Annotated in this window: 15 protein-coding genes; 6 read left to right on the plus strand and 9 right to left on the minus strand. The window is 64.6% G+C overall.

The genetic code is table 11. From position 1 onward, the window contains the following. Positions 1-102: 102 nt before the first annotated feature. On the minus strand, positions 103-345 hold the full coding sequence (locus K9F62_15180; GenBank protein UJX40041.1) for a PxxKW family cysteine-rich protein: 243 nt from the start codon (positions 343-345) through the stop codon (positions 103-105). 88 nt (positions 346-433) lie between these two features. Beyond that, on the minus strand, positions 434-1,768 hold the full coding sequence (locus tag K9F62_15185; GenBank protein ID UJX40042.1) for an amidohydrolase: 1,335 nt from the start codon (positions 1,766-1,768) through the stop codon (positions 434-436). A 109-nt stretch (positions 1,769-1,877) separates the two neighbouring features. Between K9F62_15185 and K9F62_15190 the strand changes: the two genes are divergently transcribed. Both K9F62_15190 and mtnP read left to right on the plus strand, forming a co-directional pair. Continuing rightward, positions 1,878-2,393 carry an adenine phosphoribosyltransferase gene (locus tag K9F62_15190; protein UJX40043.1) on the plus strand — a complete coding sequence of 172 codons (516 nt, stop codon included), beginning with the start codon at positions 1,878-1,880 and terminating at the stop codon, positions 2,391-2,393. A gap of 141 nt (positions 2,394-2,534) precedes the next feature. Continuing rightward, on the plus strand, positions 2,535-3,278 hold the full coding sequence (gene mtnP, locus K9F62_15195; GenBank protein UJX40044.1) for an S-methyl-5'-thioadenosine phosphorylase: 744 nt from the start codon (positions 2,535-2,537) through the stop codon (positions 3,276-3,278). 72 nt (positions 3,279-3,350) lie between these two features. On the opposite strand, the gene K9F62_15200 is transcribed toward mtnP, so the two are convergent. After that, complete coding sequence (locus K9F62_15200; GenBank protein ID UJX40045.1) at positions 3,351-4,517, minus strand: DUF5343 domain-containing protein; 1,167 nt, start codon at positions 4,515-4,517, stop codon at positions 3,351-3,353. Between K9F62_15200 and K9F62_15205 the strand changes: the two genes are divergently transcribed. The 3 genes from K9F62_15205 (at position 4,510) to K9F62_15215 (ending at position 8,269) form a co-directional block, all read left to right on the plus strand. Further along, on the plus strand, positions 4,510-4,806 hold the full coding sequence (locus K9F62_15205; GenBank protein ID UJX40046.1) for a hypothetical protein: 297 nt from the start codon (positions 4,510-4,512) through the stop codon (positions 4,804-4,806). The genes K9F62_15200 and K9F62_15205 overlap by 8 nt on opposite strands. Before the next feature lie 52 nt (positions 4,807-4,858). Beyond that, positions 4,859-7,708 (plus strand): FAD-binding oxidoreductase, encoded by a 2,850-nt coding sequence (locus tag K9F62_15210; GenBank protein ID UJX40047.1) that lies wholly within the window; start codon positions 4,859-4,861, stop codon positions 7,706-7,708. Positions 7,709-8,023: 315 nt separating this feature from the next. Then, positions 8,024-8,269 (plus strand): hypothetical protein, encoded by a 246-nt coding sequence (locus tag K9F62_15215; GenBank protein UJX40048.1) that lies wholly within the window; start codon positions 8,024-8,026, stop codon positions 8,267-8,269. Between the two features lie 85 nt (positions 8,270-8,354). On the opposite strand, the gene K9F62_15220 is transcribed toward K9F62_15215, so the two are convergent. Next, positions 8,355-9,140, minus strand: a complete 786-nt coding sequence (locus K9F62_15220) for a methyltransferase (protein UJX40049.1) — start codon at positions 9,138-9,140, stop codon at positions 8,355-8,357. A gap of 75 nt (positions 9,141-9,215) precedes the next feature. On the opposite strand from K9F62_15220, the gene K9F62_15225 reads away from it, so the two are divergent. Further along, on the plus strand, positions 9,216-9,377 hold the full coding sequence (locus K9F62_15225; GenBank protein UJX40050.1) for a hypothetical protein: 162 nt from the start codon (positions 9,216-9,218) through the stop codon (positions 9,375-9,377). 427 nt (positions 9,378-9,804) lie between these two features. Here the strand turns inward: K9F62_15225 and K9F62_15230 are convergent, their stop codons facing one another. From K9F62_15230 to K9F62_15250, 5 genes are all read right to left on the minus strand, one after another. After that, positions 9,805-10,527 (minus strand): TerC family protein, encoded by a 723-nt coding sequence (locus tag K9F62_15230; protein UJX40051.1) that lies wholly within the window; start codon positions 10,525-10,527, stop codon positions 9,805-9,807. Between the two features lie 49 nt (positions 10,528-10,576). Continuing rightward, positions 10,577-12,118, minus strand: a complete 1,542-nt coding sequence (gene murJ, locus K9F62_15235; protein ID UJX40052.1) for a murein biosynthesis integral membrane protein MurJ — start codon at positions 12,116-12,118, stop codon at positions 10,577-10,579. A 12-nt stretch (positions 12,119-12,130) separates the two neighbouring features. Next, complete coding sequence (mutM, locus tag K9F62_15240; GenBank protein UJX40053.1) at positions 12,131-12,976, minus strand: bifunctional DNA-formamidopyrimidine glycosylase/DNA-(apurinic or apyrimidinic site) lyase; 846 nt, start codon at positions 12,974-12,976, stop codon at positions 12,131-12,133. 4 nt (positions 12,977-12,980) lie between these two features. Next, positions 12,981-14,270: a ChaN family lipoprotein gene (locus tag K9F62_15245; protein ID UJX40054.1), complete on the minus strand. Its 1,290-nt coding sequence runs from the start codon at positions 14,268-14,270 to the stop codon at positions 12,981-12,983. Between the two features lie 81 nt (positions 14,271-14,351). After that, positions 14,352-15,617, minus strand: a complete 1,266-nt coding sequence (locus K9F62_15250; protein UJX40055.1) for an AMP-binding protein — start codon at positions 15,615-15,617, stop codon at positions 14,352-14,354. Positions 15,618-15,623 lie beyond the last annotated feature (6 nt).

Genomic DNA, 15,623 nt, shown 5'->3' on the forward strand with positions numbered 1-15,623 from the left:
CCGTAAAAGGTAAGAAATTGAGGAAGGGGAGAGCGCGAGAGGGGAGAACCCTTTTTAAAGGGTTTCCCCTCTCGCATTCTTCACCTGCCTGTAAATTCTCGCCTAACGGCCGCGGGCGGCGCGCTTGGAGGCCTTCAAGGGGTTGATCTTGACCTTGCCGCCCTTATCGACCTCGAGCTTGACGTGGGTGGCGAAGTTGCAGACTTTCTGAGCCCATTTGCGTTCGGGCATGGGATAGCTCTTGCAGTATTTGCCGCCGTCCTGCTCCAGGATGCGTTCGCAGCCCTCGCATTTTTCCACGATGGGATGGCACTCGACGCCATTGATGGTAATGACCTGGGACATTGGGAATAACCTCCGGGCCGCGCAGGATTGGGGCGCGGGAATGATTTCAGCGGAAAGCCAGCCTTTATTATGGAGTTGGCGGGTCTTGTCAAGGGGCCGGGCGCACCAGTCGTGCCGCCGTTTCCTTGAAGGCGGCCAGGAGGGCGGGATAGTCGCAGCCCGGAAACGCGCCGTTTCGGTAGAGCACCTTGCCCGCCACCATGGTGCAGACGACTTCGCCGCCGTTGGCCGCGTAGACGGCGTCCGAGACGGGATCGAAAGCCGGGGCGAGCTGGGGCCGGCTCAGGTCCAGGGCGCACAGGTCGGCCGGACCGCCGACCGCCAGGCGTCCGAGTTCCGGCCAGCCGAGGGCGTCCGCGCCGTCCCGGGTGGCCATGTCCAGGGCCGCGTCGGCCTCAAGCAGGGTGGGATCGCAGGCGGCCACTTTCTGGAGCAGGGCGGCGGTCTGCATTTCCGAAAAGAGGTTCAGGGTATTGTTGCTGGCCGCGCCGTCGGTGCCGAGGCCCACCGTCACCCCGGCCGCGCGCAGGGCGGCCACGGGCGCGATGCCGCTGCCGAGCTTCATGTTGCTTTTGGGGCAATGGGCCACTGCCGTGCCGGTCGCGGCCAGGATGCCGATATCGTCGCTATCAAGGGCCACGCCGTGGGCAAGCAGGGTTTGCGGGCCGAGCAGCCCCAGGTCGTTGAGGTAGGCAATGACCCGCGTGCCGTTGGCCTGGAGGCAATCCGTGTTTTCCCGGGCGGTTTCCGCGGCGTGGGTGGAGAGCAGCACGTTTCGGGAATGGGCGAAATCGGCGCAGCGCGTCAGCGTTTTCGCCGAGCAGGTATAGACCGCGTGGGGGAAAATGGCCGGACGCAGCCGGTCGTTGCCGGCCAGCCGGTCGGCGAGCGCCCCGGCGGCGTTTAACGCTGCGTCCACGGTCTTGAACCCGGCGTTTTCGATCTCGAAGACGCCCTGGCTGATGACGGCGCGCATGCCCGAGGCCTGCACCGCGTCGGCGATGGCGTCGACGTAGAGGTAGGCGTCGCAAAAACAGGTCGTGCCCGTGGCCAGCATTTCGGCGCAGGCAAGCCGCGTGCCGAGGGCCACCGCCGCCGCGTCGAGCCGGGCCTCGGCCGGCCAGATGTGTTCGGAAAGCCAGACCTGAAGGGGCGCGTCGTCGCACAGCCCCCGGAAAAGCGTCATGGCCGCGTGGCCGTGGGTGTTGACGAGTCCGGGCAGGACCAGGCAGCCCGACAGGTCGAGGGTCTCTTTCGGGTCGTATGCGTCTGCCAGGACGTCGGCCGGGCCAAAGGCCGCGATGCGTCCGTCGGTCACGGCCAGGGCCGCATCGGCCAGGATTTGCCGGTCGTCGTTTTGGCTGACCAGGACACCGGCTGTCACAAGCGTGTCGCAGGGGATGGCGTGGTGTTGTGTTTGCATGCCGGCCTTTTAGCCCAGCTTCCCCTTCGGGCCAAGGGCGGCTTGACCGGGACAGGCAAAATCCCTAATCCGACTCGGTACCACTCTGCATTTTCTCAAGGAGACGGCCATGGATCTGCGCAAACTCATCCGCGATATTCCGGACTATCCCAAGCAGGGCATTCTCTTTTTCGACATCACGCCGCTTCTGGGCGATCCGGAGGGGTTTCGCCGGGCCGTGGACGCGCTGGCCGAACGCTTTGCCGCGTCCGGGGCGACCAAGATCGTGGCCGCCGAGGCCCGGGGATTCATTTTCGGCGCGGCGCTCGCCTACAAGATGGGCATCGGCTTCGTGCCGGTGCGAAAGCCCGGCAAGCTGCCCTACAAGACGCGATCCGTCTCCTATGACCTGGAATACGGTTCCGATACGCTGTGCATGCACGAGGACGCGCTGTTGCGCGGCGAAAAAGTGCTGGTCATCGACGACCTACTGGCCACCGGCGGCACGCTAAGTGGCGTGATCAAACTGGTGGAAGAGTTCGGGGCGGCAATCGTCGGCATCGGCGTGGTCATCGAACTGACCTTTTTAAACGGCAAGGAACAGTTCAGCGCCTACGACTGCGAAAGCATTTTGCAGATAGCCTGACGCGAAATTGAAATCATAACGTCCGGTATAATCTGAAACGTGCATGCTATCAATCGGCGTCCGGCCGGCTAGCGACAACTTGCAACACGGAGGCGGTCCGCCCGGCCTTGGCGGCCACGGACCGTCGGAGAGCGCAACAGCATGAAGATCGGCATTATCGGCGGCAGCGGCCTGGACGATCCCAACATCCTCGACAACCCCACCGACCTGGAGATCGACACCCCGTACGGGCCGCCGAATTCGACCCTGCGCCAGGGCAGGATCGGCGGCAAGAGCGTGGTGCTCCTGGCCCGACATGGGCGTTCCCACACGGCCACGCCGAGCCACGTCAATTACCGGGCCAACATTCATGCCCTGCGCACGGTCGGCTGCGCGGCCATCCTTTCCACCACGGCCGTGGGGTCGTTGCGCCAGGAGATCGGCCGGGGCGACCTCGTCATCCTCGACCAGTTCATCGATTTCACCAAGCGTCGCATCGCGACCTTTCACGACCGTTTCGAGCCGCACAACCCGGCCCACACCCCCATGGCCGACCCGTTTTCCGAGCCGTTGCGCGAGCTTTGCATCAATGCCTGCCGCAAGTTCGGCTATCACCACCACGACAAGGGCACGGTGGTGACCATCGAGGGACCCCGTTTTTCCACCCGGGCCGAGTCCAACATGTTTCGCCTCCTCGGAGCCGACGTCATCAACATGAGCGTGGCCACGGAGTGCGCCCTGGCCGTGGAGGCCGGCGTGCCCTACGCGGCCGTGGCCATGAGCACGGATTACGATTGCTGGAAGACGGACGAGCCGCCGGTGAACTGGGAAGAGATCGTCACGATTTTCAAGGAGAACGCCGAGAAAGTGACCAATGTGCTGGTCGAGGTCATCAAGAACATGTGACGGCGCGCGGCGTCGTTTCCAAGCAAAAAGGCGCTCCGGTCGGGGCGCCTTTTTGCGTTTCGGCGGGGAGTCTTATTCAGGTTTGAGAAGCTGCCGCTTGAAGCTGGCGAAAATGGCTTCATACACGGCCGGGTCCCGGGTCTCGGGCAGCACGAAATTGACGGTTTGGGACGGGCCGTCGACGGCGTTTGTGCCGCGTATGGAAAGCCGCTTCGCGGCGGCAGGGACCGGGTCCGGCTCGCGCGGGGGAGCTTCCGGAAGGTCTTTTAAAACGTGATCGGAAGCCGGCGGCGTCTCCGGGGAAAAGGCGGCCGAGGTTGCCTGCGCGACAGTTTCTGGGGCGCGCGCATCGGGAATCGGCGGGGCAGGCTCCGCCGTCACGATCGGTTCGGCCGGTTCGGCCGACTGGGGTGCCTGGGGCCCCTGGGCCGCCGGTTCCGGCGCGGGGGCGGGCGCCATGGCGTCTTCCGGCATCCCCCCGTCCTCCACCGTTCCCGTGGCCTGTACCAGCGGCGGCGTGTCCTCGTCCAGGACAAGGGGCGGCAGGACAAAGCGTTCCTGGATATCGCCCGCAAGCCCCCGCGCATCCGTCGGGGCGGCTGTCAGCGTCGGGGCCTGGGGGGCCGCAGCGGGCTCGGGCCGCGCCAAGAGCACGGGCTCTGCGGTCGCGTCGATGGGAACTGTCGAGGCGGTCGTCTCCGGCAGGTCGCGGGGAACGCCCGGGGCGGCCGGTTCGGGGGTGCCCTCCGGTTCGCCCTGGCCGGCCTCCTTCACCTGCACTTCCATGGCGGCGTGCAGCGGCGGGGGATTGCGATCGATCTCCTCGGCGTATTGGCAAAGCGCTACGAACGTCTTGGCGATGCCAAGGACCATCATGTCGGGTTTGCTTCCGGCATACAGCGTCTTGAGCGTTTCGAATATCTGTTTTTGCGGTTGGGCGCAGGCGTCGGGAGCGGTTTCCAGGAGCCGCCCGTAGGCCTCGCGGATACCGTCAAGGAGCGCATCCGAGGCGGCAATGCCGTCATGGAAGTCGAAATAGCGCCGGGTTGGCCGGCCGTCGGCATCCAGAAAGTGCAATTCCTTGAGGATATCAATGAATGAACGGTCAATGGCGTAGCGAAATCCGATATCGGAAAAAAAAGCCGCATCAAAGACCTCAGGCACGGGCAATGCCAGCAATGCCTGAAAATATTTTGAGATGCTGTTCGTTTTCAGGGAATAGGCGTCAGGCATGGCCATGATGGTCTCTCTGGTTTCCGTGGAGGGCTGCAACGCGGGTGGCAGTGGATCCGTGACGGGTGTAAGCAGATTGAAAACCAAGCAACTCTCCTTACAAATCAACCCGGCCGCGTTGGTGGCGATAATTCTGCTCTACAGTAGAATTATTTTGCCTGTTTTGTCATCCGTTTTGCTCGGCGGCGTATTCTTCAAAGAAAACCAAAATGATAGGAAATTGTCGCACGTCACGCCGCGACGGGCCGTGGCCTTTGGCCCGCCCATTGCCCAACCCCGGAGAAAGGTGGCATAAGAAACCTTCATTCCCACCCGGCGACGCGCCGGGCCGCCAAGGAGCCTCAACCATGACCTATACCGGCCACGACAGCACGTTGCCTCCGGCGCATAAGACATTTTACGACCGCATTGCCGCGTTCATCCCGGCGGACCGCATTTTCCTCGGGCCCTTTCACACCCTGGCCCTGGGCGACGACGCCAGTTTCTATCGACTGGTGCCTAAAATCGTGGTCAAGGCCACGACCGAGGCGGAGGTGTCGCATATCCTGAGCGCCGCCTCGGACGCCAAGGTGGCCGTCACCTTCCGCACCGCCGGCACCAGCCTGTCCGGACAGGCGCTCACCGACTCGGTGCTGGTCTATCTTGCCGGCAACTTCCGGGGCTTGCGCATCCACCCCGGCGCGTCCCACGTCAGCATCGAGCCCGGCGTCATCGGGGCCGAGGCCAATTTCCGCCTGGCCCCCTACGGCCGTAAGATCGGCCCGGACCCGGCGTCGATTAACGCCTGCATGATCGGCGGCATCGCGGCCAACAACTCCTCTGGCATGTGTTGCGGCACGGCGGAGAACAGTTACAAGACCGTGGAGTCCATGAAGCTCCTTTTTGTCGACGGCGACGCCCTGGACACAGCCGACCCCATATCCCGGGCGCGTTTCGAGAAGACCCACGCCGGGCTCTTGGCCGAGCTGGCCGCCATCCGCGACGAGGTCGCCGCCGATGCGGAACTTTCCGAGCGCATCCGCCGCAAATTCAAGATCAAGAACACCACCGGCTACAGCCTGAATGCCTTTGTGGATTTCACCGATCCCTTCGACATCCTGCTCCACCTCGTCGTCGGCTCCGAAGGCACCCTGGCCTTTATCAGCGAGGTCACCTACCGCACGGTCGTCGAGCACCCCCACAAGGCCTCGTCGCTGATGCTCTACCCGAGCATCGCCGACGCCTGCCGGGCCGCCGCGCTGCTCAAGTCCCTGCCTGTGGCCGCGGCCGAACTCATGGACCGGGCCTCCTTGCGCTCCGTCGAGGACAAGCCCGGCATGCCGTCCTATCTCAAGGGACTGGGCGAGGATGCCGCCGCCGTGCTGGTCGAGGTGCGCGCGGCGGACAAGCCGGGGCTGCTTGACCAGATCGAAGCCGCCCTGGCCCGGGTATCGGAGCTTTCGCCCCTCTTTCCGCTCCTTTTTATGGACAAGAAGGAGGACTACGAGAAGCTCTGGAACATCCGGCGCGGGCTTTTCACTTCCGTCGGCGGCGCGCGCAAGCCCGGTTCCGCCGTCATCATCGAAGACGTGGTCTTCCCCATCGACAAGCTGGCCGAGGGCACGGTGGAGGTCCAGCGCCTCATGCGCCACCACGGCTTCGCCGAGGGCATCATTTTCGGCCATGCCCTGGAAGGCAACATCCACTTCGTCTTCTGCCCCGATTTCGGCGACCCGGCCTCGGTCGCCAACTACAAGAACCTGATCGACGACGTGACGGGCATGGTGGTCGGCCGCTACGACGGGTCGCTCAAGGGCGAACACGGCACCGGCCGCAACATGGCTCCCTTTGTGGAAATGGAGTGGGGGGCCACGGCCTATGCCTTCATGAAGCGCCTGAAGCGCGCCTTCGACCCGGACAACCTGCTGAACCCCGGCGTGATTCTCACCGACGATCCGCAGGTGCACATGAAGAATTTGAAACCCCTGCCCCAGGTGAACCCGCTGATCGATCCCTGCATCGAGTGCGGCTACTGCGAGTCCATCTGCCCCTCGCGAAACGTCACCACCACCCCGCGCCAGCGCATCACCCTCCAGCGCCACATGGCGCTGGCCGCCGCCAAGGGGGACAAGACGGATTTCGACCTCTTTCACGAAGACTACCGATATTTCGGCAACCAGACCTGCGCCGCCGACGGGCTGTGCGCCACGGTCTGCCCGGTGTCCGTGGATACGGGCGTTTTCACCAAGGATTACCGCCGCCGCGAAGCGACCGAACGCGGGCGCAGGATCGGCCGATGGGTGGCCGACCATTACGGCCTGGTCACGGCCCTTTCCGCCAAGGGGCTTTGGCTCTCGAACGTCGTGCACCGCCTGCTCGGCACGTCGGCCATGACCGCCATGACCCACGGGCTGCGCAAACTGAGCCGGGGTCTTGTCCCGTACTGGACGCCGTACACGCCCAAGGCAGCGCCCAAGGCCGTCTTTCGCCCCACCGCCCAGGGTAAGGGGCGCAAAGTGGTCTATTTCCCGAGCTGCACCACCCGGTCCATGGGCCCCTCGGCCCTGGACCCCGACCAGCGCGGGCTCTTCGACGCCACCATGTCGGTTCTGGCCAAGGCCGGCTACGACGTCATTTTTCCGGAAGGGATGCGCGAGCTGTGCTGCGGGCTCACGCTCGAGTCCAAGGGCATGCACGGCGAGGCCGACCGCAAATCCAGGGAGCTCGAGGCAGCCTTGCGCAAGGCCAGCAATGACGGGGCCATCCCGATCCTGTGTGACGCCAGCCCCTGCCTCTACACCATGCGCACCCACATGGAACCGGGACTCAAACTGCACGAGCCCGTGGAATTTGTGACTGACTATTGCCTGCCGTACCTCGACATCACGCCCGTGGCTGAGACCGTCGCCGTTCACGTCTCCTGCACCTCGGTCAAGATGGGGCTTACGGCCAAGTTCACGGCCCTGGCCGAGCGTTGCGCCCGCGAGGTCGTCGTGCCGCGCGGCATCCACTGCTGCGGCTTTGCCGGCGACCGGGGCTTTTTCTATCCCGAACTCAACGCGTCCGCCCTGGCCGACCTGCGCGACAAGCTGCCGGCCACCACGACATCGGGCTACAGCAACAGCCGCACCTGCGAAATCGGCCTGTCCTTCCACGGCGGCGTGCCCTACCAGTCCATCGTCTACCTCGTGGATCGTGTCAGCCGGGCTGCGCAGTAAAGGGAGAAGACCTTCGGCGGTAGGGAAAAAACGCCTTGCGGCCTTGTGGCAAGCCGGACGGTGAACCCCAGGCGCCGGTTGTCTGTTGCGCCCGAAGCGCCAGTCGCCGCATCGACGAGTTGCCGAAATATGGGCAGAGTGACGGCCCGCTGCGTCCAGATAATGGGCTGGAGCGGCCGTCGCTCTGCCCTGCTTTTGTATGGGGCTGTATTTCAATGCTTTTTTTACGATGGATGCCTGGCATGGTTTTGGCTTGAGCAGAGGATGTGTTGAAAAAACGCCGCCTCGGGCGGCCAGGCGCAATGAGGAATCGCCATGAAACGTATGCTGGGCGTTGTCGGCGTGGCGCTTCTCGGGGCGGGGGTGTACGTCTGCGATCCGCCCACGCTTCCGGCCTTGGACATCGCTCCTGCCGCCGCGACCGTGGAAGCGGTCACCAGCCAAGGCATGGTGGCGCGGTTGGCCGAAGCGGACATGGTTTTGCGGTACTCGCCGTCGCAACGGCCTGGGGACACTGCGCCCGATCCGGACCCGGAGAGACTTTTCCAAAAGAAGAAATAGGCGGTTGTCCGGAGGCGGCAGTGGGAAAACGGGAGCGTGTCGCGTCCGGTCGGGAAAGGGGGGGAGGCCCCTTTCCCAACCGCCGTTATTCCGCCGTATCGGCGGATGTTCCGGGGCCGGCGTTACAGGCCAGGAACGGACAGTAACGCAAGGCTTGTTGCGACAGACGCGTTTCCGCTCCCTCGCCTTCATAGAGGGCCAGGGGCGGGTCCAGACGCAGGCCCGGACGACCGTTTTTGCGGGCCAGGACGAGCATCTGTCTGGCCGGGGCGTCCCGGCGCGGGGTGATGGGGAGAATCCGCTTGATTTCCAGATTGCGGGCTGCAAGGCTTGTCACGACATGGGCCAACCGTTCGGCCAGATGCACGCAGGCGAAGCTCCCCCTGTTGACCAGGGCATACGCGGCCGCGGCGGCAAACGCCTCCAGGCCGCCGTCCGTCTCGAACCGGGCGGCATCGCGTCCCGGAGATGGGGGGCGGCGACCCGAGTCGGGATGCCGATACGGCGGATTGGCGACCACCAGGTCCATGGATTCCGGGGCGATGCCGTCCGGATGGCCGCGCAGTTCCCGCACGTCGAGGAGCCGCGCCGCGAACCGGTCGGAAAAGCCCAGCGCGTCGGCATTGGCATTGGCCGCCGCAACCATTTGCGGGTCCTTGTCCAGGCCGAGCACCGTGCGCTGGGTGTCTTCGCCGGAAAGCAGCATGCCAAGGCCCACCGGGCCGCAACCGGTGCCGCAGTCGAGCACGCGGCGGCCGGGCAGAGCGGCGGCGAAGCAGGCCAGCAGCAGGGCGTCCGCGCCGAAGCGGAATCCGTCCGACGGCTGGACCAGACCGCGCGGAAAGTGTTGCCGGGCCGATTCCTGCGTCATGATTCGTGGCCTCTTGACGCGTCTCCGCTCCGATGCAAAATGCGCCAGGAGCTGCTCGGGAGAGGAGGCATGCATGTGGACGTGTTCATCTTGTTAACCAAATTCGGCAAAAGGCAAGCCTGGGCGCTTTTGCTGGCCATCGAGGCAGCGGAGCCGGGAAATGTGGAAAAACGCTTGCCGTTTCCATACAGGGCAAGTACGTTTAAAATTACTACCGGTGACAGGAGGGCTCCATGAGGTCACACATGCGATTGGCCGTGGTGGCGTGCATCCTCATTGGCGCCAGTTTCGTTTTGGGGGACACGAATGCATTCGCGCAATGCCCGCCCGGAACGCACTGGTCCAACCGTTATTGGCAATGCGTGCGCAACAGGCAGCCACCGCCTCCTCCCGCGCCATGTCCGCCCGGTACGCACTGGTCCGATCGTTACGGGCAATGCGTCCGGAACAGGCAGCCGCCGCCACCGCCACCACCAGTGCGTGGTTGCAACAGGAGCTATCAAAATTGCCTGATGGTCTGTGGCGGTGTCCCGGCATGCGTTCAAAACTGCAATATTGGCTATAACGCCTGTCGGCAACAACGCCGGGGCTGGTAGCGTTTTTTCGCTACCTGGCCAAGACGCATCGAAATCCACTTTATAACCGTCCGTAAGGCGAAAGCGCCTTACGGACGGTTTTGTTTGGCTTCCGCCTTGCGCGCCCGCATATTGAGCAACTCCACCAGGAGCGAAAAGGCCATGGCGAAATAGATGTAGCCACGGTCGATGGCTTTGCCCAGTCCCTCGGCGACGAGAAAGACGCCGATAAGGATCAGAAACGACAGGGCCAGCATCTGCACGGTGGGGTGCCGGGACACGAAATGGCTGACCGGGTCGGCAAAGCGCATCATGACCAGGACCGCCGCGATCACCGCCGCCGCCATGACGACGATTTCCCCGGACATGCCCACGGCGGTTATGACCGAATCGAGGGAGAAGACGATGTCGAGCAAGGCGATCTGGGTCACGGCCGGCCAGAATGCCCGGACCTTTTTCACGTGGAGTTCCCCGCCTGGGTCTGGTTCGATTTTTTCGTGAATCTCGAAGGTCGATTTGGCGATGAGAAAAAGGCCCCCAGCCAAGAGCACGATGTCGCGGCCCGTGACGGCATGGCCGAGCACGGCGAAAAGCGGCGCGGTGAGCCCCATGATCCAGGTGATGCCGAAAAGCAGCAACAGGCGCGTGCCCATGGCCAGAAGCAGGCCGATCTTGCGCGCCTTGGACTGGATGGCCTCGGGCAGGGTGTTGGTGATGATGGCGATAAAGACGATGTTGTCGATGCCGAGGATGATCTCGAGGGCGGCCAACGTCAGGAAGGCGATCAGGTTTTCCACGGTGAAAAGCGCCATGTGCGTTCCTCCTTATCGCCTTATGAGAGCCTGAAAACGCGCCTTGGCATCAGGCCCGGGCCTTGCGACGAAGCCTCCGGCGCACGAAATCCGTCAGCATCCGGGCTTCCTCGACCCGCAATAGCGAGGCGAGGCCCATGTAGGCAACGGCCCAGACGAAAATGAGCGCCAGGGCCAGAAGCGGCCGGTCGGCCGTGGCGTACGCGCCAAGTCCCACGCCGCAGCTTAAGAGCGCCCCGATGACGGTCGTGCGTCCGGGCCGAAACCAGGAGCCGCCCAGGCGCTTGCGTAAAATGACGCCCAGGACCGCCACATTGACCCAGGACGAGATGGACGTGGCCAACGCCAACCCGACATGGGCCGTCGGCCCCATGAGGGTCAGGCCCGCGATGACGTAGACCACCAGGCACACGGCGGCGGTGATGGCCGGGGTGCGGGTGTCGGTCAGGGCGAAATAGGCGGAATAGAGCGGTCGCACGCAGGCGAAGGCCGGCAGGCCCACGCCGTAGGCCACCAGTGCCGCCGCCGTGGCGGACACGGCATGGGGGCCGAAGGCGCCCCGGCCGAACAGCACATGCACCATGGGTGCGGCCAGGGCGATGAGCCCGGCCGCCGCCGGCAGGCAGATGAAAAGGGTCAGTCGCAACGAGGCGTTGAGCGTTTCCGTAAACTCCCCGGTGTTGCCGCTCGAGGCCAGCTTGGACAGGCTGGGCAACGCCACCGTGCCCACGGCCACGCCGAAAACGCCGAGGGGAAACTGCACCAGCCGGTCGGCGTAGTAGAGGTAGGAGATGCTGCCGGTGGGGAGATAGGAGGCAAGCAGGGTGCCGAGCACGATGTTGAGCTGGTAGACCGCCGCGCCAAAGGCCGTCGGCACCATGAGCCGGCCCATGCGGATCACGCCCTTGTCCTTGAGCTTCCAGGGGCCGCGCCAGGAAAAGCCGTACTTGCGCATCTGCGGCTGCTGCATGAGCACCTGGCCGAAGCCGCCGACGACCACGGCCCAGGCAAGGGTATGGGGGACATTGAGCCCGAAAAGCCAGGCCACGCCCGCGCCGAGGATGATGATGGTGTTGAGCTCGGACGTGGCGAGGGCGGGGGCCAGGAAGTGGCCGAAGGAGTTGAGCACGCCCATGCACAAGGCCACCACCGAAATTTCGATGATGTAGGGGAAGACGATGCGGGTGAGTTCCACCGTCAGGTCGAAAAGCGCCGGGTCGTTGGCGAAGCCCGGGGTGATAAGGCGTGTGAGCGGCCGGGCGAAGACGATGGCGAGCGTCGTCAGCACGCCCAGAATGATTAGCAGCCAGACCAGGGCCGACCGCGGCATGGCAAAGGCGCGCCGGTCGCCTTCCTCCTCGCGCAGCCGGGTGAAGACCGGCACGAAGGCCATGGTCATGGAGCCTTCGGCGAAAAGCCGTCGCATCATGTTGGGGAGCCGGTAGGCCACGTAAAAGGCGTCGGCGGATATGCCGGCCCCGAGCACATAGGCCAGGATCATGTCGCGGAAAAAACCCAGGATGCGCGAGAGGAGCGTCGCGCCGCCGACGATGGAAGCGTCCTTGGCGATCTGTCTGACATGCTGCGGCATGATTTCCCTTACTTACTTTTGGCAGGTGGGGCAAAACGTGGAGGTGCGGCCGGCGACCTTGACCGCGACGAGTTTCGTGCCGCAGCCCGGACAGGGCTGGCCGGCCTTGCCGTAGACGGCAAACTCGTTTTGGAAGCCGCCTTCCACCCCATCCGGGGTGCGGTAATCGCGGATGGTGCTGCCGCCGGCGGCGATGGCCCGGGTGATGACGGCCTGGATGGCGGCCAGCAGTTTTTCGGCCCGGCTCGGGGAAATGTCCCTGGCCCGGGTTTCGGGGTGGATGCCGGCGGCGTGCAGTGACTCGTCGGCGTAGATGTTGCCGATGCCGGCAATGAGCGTCTGGTCGAGCAGGGCCGCCTTGATGCGGGTCGCACGCCCGGACAGGGCGGTAGCGAACGCCCCGGGCGTCATGTCCCAGGGTTCGGGGCCAAGGGAGGCGTAAAAATCCCAGGCGGCAAGCCCCGCCGGCGAGAGCAGCCGGGCCGTGCCGAAACGGCGCACGTCCGAAAACACCAGGGCGTGGCCGTCGTCGAGACCGACCAGCAGCCGGGCCCGGTCCGGGACGGGGGCATCCGGCAAGGCGATGTGAAACCGGCCGGTCATCTTGAGGTGGAAGGCGAGCACGGCGGCCGCGTCGTCGGCAAGGTCCGGCTTCGGGCCAAGGCGCACCAGCAACAGCTTGGCCCGGCGGTCCACGGCCGTGATCGGCCGTCCGACAAGTCCCTTGGCAAAGGCCGCCTTGGTCCGGGGACCGGCTAGGACCTTGGGGTCGGGCACCGCAAGCCCCGTGACCATGCGCCCCGTCAGCCCCGGGGCCAGGGCGCGGGCAATGGTTTCCACCTCGGGCAGTTCGGGCATGGGCTTACTTCTTGGCGGCCGGGGGCATTTTCAAGGGGATGGCGATGTCTATGGTCTCGCCGGCCCGGGAGACGGTGAGCGTCAGCGCCTTTCCGGCCATGAGCGCCTCCATGGCGGCGGTGTGGAGTACGGAGAGCGCGGTCGCTTCATGGCCTCCGGCGGCGGTGACGGCGTCGCCCGGCAAAAGCCCGGCCTTGGCGGCGGGAGAACCCGGGGCCACGGCGGTCACGAGCAGCGGTGCGGGCTTTTCGCCGGCGGCCGGTTCCTCCCGGGACAGGGTCATGCCAAGGCGGCTTCGGTGCACGGCCGGGCAGGCGTAAAAGGTGCGGGCGAGATCGGCTTCGGGTTTTTCGCCGCCGCGCCAGGGCATGACGGTTGCGACCGTGGCCCCGGGATCGAGCGTGGCCAGGCGGCGGGCGATGCCCCAGCCGCGCTCCACATGGCCGCCGCCGGCGATAATAACCACCGGCCGTTTGCTTGCGGCATGGGCGTACACGGCGCGGGAGGCCATCTGCGTGTCCCAAAGCGACTGGACGGTCATGAAATCGGCGAAGCGGTCGCGGTCGTCGGTCTTTTTCTTGCCGGCCTGGCCCATTTTCTCGAGCCTGGCGGCATGCTCGTCGTAAATCTCGCGCAGTTCCTTCACCTGGGCCGGGTCGGGGGGCTGAATGGTCCCGGGCAGGGAGGCCCGCTCGGTCGGGGTGAGGCTGTCCAAACCATGACGGCCGACTTTGCGGGCCAGCCCCCGGGGGGCATTGAGGGCGTAGACGGGCAGATGGTGCGCGCGCGCCGTTTCGAAGATCGGTTCGTACAGGGCGAAATCGTAGCCCCAGGTCTTTTTCCAATCCAGCGCCCGGGGCAGGTCGGCTACGGCCAGCTTGCCGGTATTGAACGCATCGAGGACGGGCTGGGCCTCGACCGGCAGCATTTCCAGGCCGATGGCCGGACGCATGCCGGCGGCGACGAGGCGACGGATGAGCGCATCCTGGGCCAGGTGGTCGCAGGGATTGGGATGCTCCTCGCCGGCTAAAATATAGTCGGCGGAAAGAAACTCGGCGGCGAACGCCCGGGGGGAAAGGGGCTGGCCCAACGCGCCGACCAGGGTCTCCGGGGCGACATGCTCCGCCGTCATGGGAGGCGTGACACTTTTTCCGGCGCAGCCGGCCAGGAGGAGTGAAGAGAAGAGGAAAAAGACAGGAAGATGCGAGAGGGGAAACCCTTTCAAAAGGGTTCTCCCCTCTCGCGCTCTCCCCTTCCTAAAGTTTATGGCGGTGAGGGTAGTTATGCGTAACATCCCATTACTATTGAAAGTCTTTGGAAAGGGGGTCCGGGGGAAAACTTTTCTTCAGAAAAGTTTTCCCCCGGTTCTTCTTCTCTAATCCCACTTGCGCTTGTCCTCGATGGGACGGATCTGCGGCGGCAGGGTGCCGGGCGCGACCACGGTGAGCCCGGGACGCAGCTTGATCTTCTCCCGGAACTTGTGGAGCAGGTCTTCTTCGCGCTTGAAGTTGGAGGCTTCGACGATGAGGTTCATCTCGTCGATGCCGCCAGGGTTGGTGACCTCGATCTGCCAGCGCTTGATTTCCTCGAACCGGGTGATGACCTGTTCGACCTGGTGCGGGTAAACGAACATGCCCTTGATGCGGGCGGTGGTGTCCACGCGGCCGACGATGGAGCCCAGGCGCGGCGAGGTGCGGCCGCAGGGGCAGGGGGCGCGCTCGATGTAGGACAGGTCGCCGGTGGCCAGCCGGATCAGCGGATAGGTCTTGTTGAAGGCCGTGACCACGATCTCGCCCACTTCGCCGTCCTTGAGCGGAATGCCGGTGTCGGGGTGGCAGATCTCGACAAAGGCGCGGTTGGCGATGTGCAGGCCCGTCTTGTGGAAGCATTCGTAGCCCACGCAACCGACGTCGGCCGTGCCGTAGCCCTGGCGCATGATGATGTCGAACTTCTTTTCCAGGTTGGAGCGCAGCTTCTCGGAGAACTTCTCGCCCGTGACGAAGGCCACTTCCAGGTAGAGGTCCTTGCGCAGGTTCAGCCCCATTTCCTCGCCCTTCTGGGCCAGGTGCATGAGGTAGCTCGGCGTGCCCACGTAGCCTGTGGCGCGCAGCTTCTGCATGATCTCGAGCTGGGTGGTGGAGTTGCCCGGACCGGCCGGCACCACGGCGCAACCGAGGTTTTTAAGCGGCTCTTCGAACATGAGCCCGGCCGGGGTGAGGTGGTAGTTGAAGGTGACCTGGACCAGATCCCCGGAACGGAAGCCGCTGGCGTAAAAGCCCTCGGTCCAGCCCCAGTAGTCGTCCTCACGGTCCTCGGGGTCGAAGATGGGGCCCGGGGACAGGAAGATGCGGCGCAGTTCGCCCATGTCCTTGGTCAAAAGTCCGCCCAGGCGGGGGCCCATGGACTGGAGGAAGATGAGCTCTTTTTTCTTGAGAATGGGGATGTGCTTGAGGTCCGAGAGCGTCTTGAACTTGGACGCCTGGAACTGGGCGCGGTCAAAACGTTTCTTGACGTCCTCGGAATAACGATAGGCGTACGAAAGCAGGTCCTTGATTTGGATCTGGTAGTATTGCCGGCGTTCGGATTCGTCGAGCACTTCCCGGCGGGAATAGATGCCCTCGGTACGGTCCTTTCGGGTCATGACTGA

Origin of the sequence: Desulfovibrio sp. JY (genome assembly GCA_021730285.1) — a bacterium.
Lineage (GTDB): Bacteria > Desulfobacterota > Desulfovibrionia > Desulfovibrionales > Desulfovibrionaceae > Solidesulfovibrio.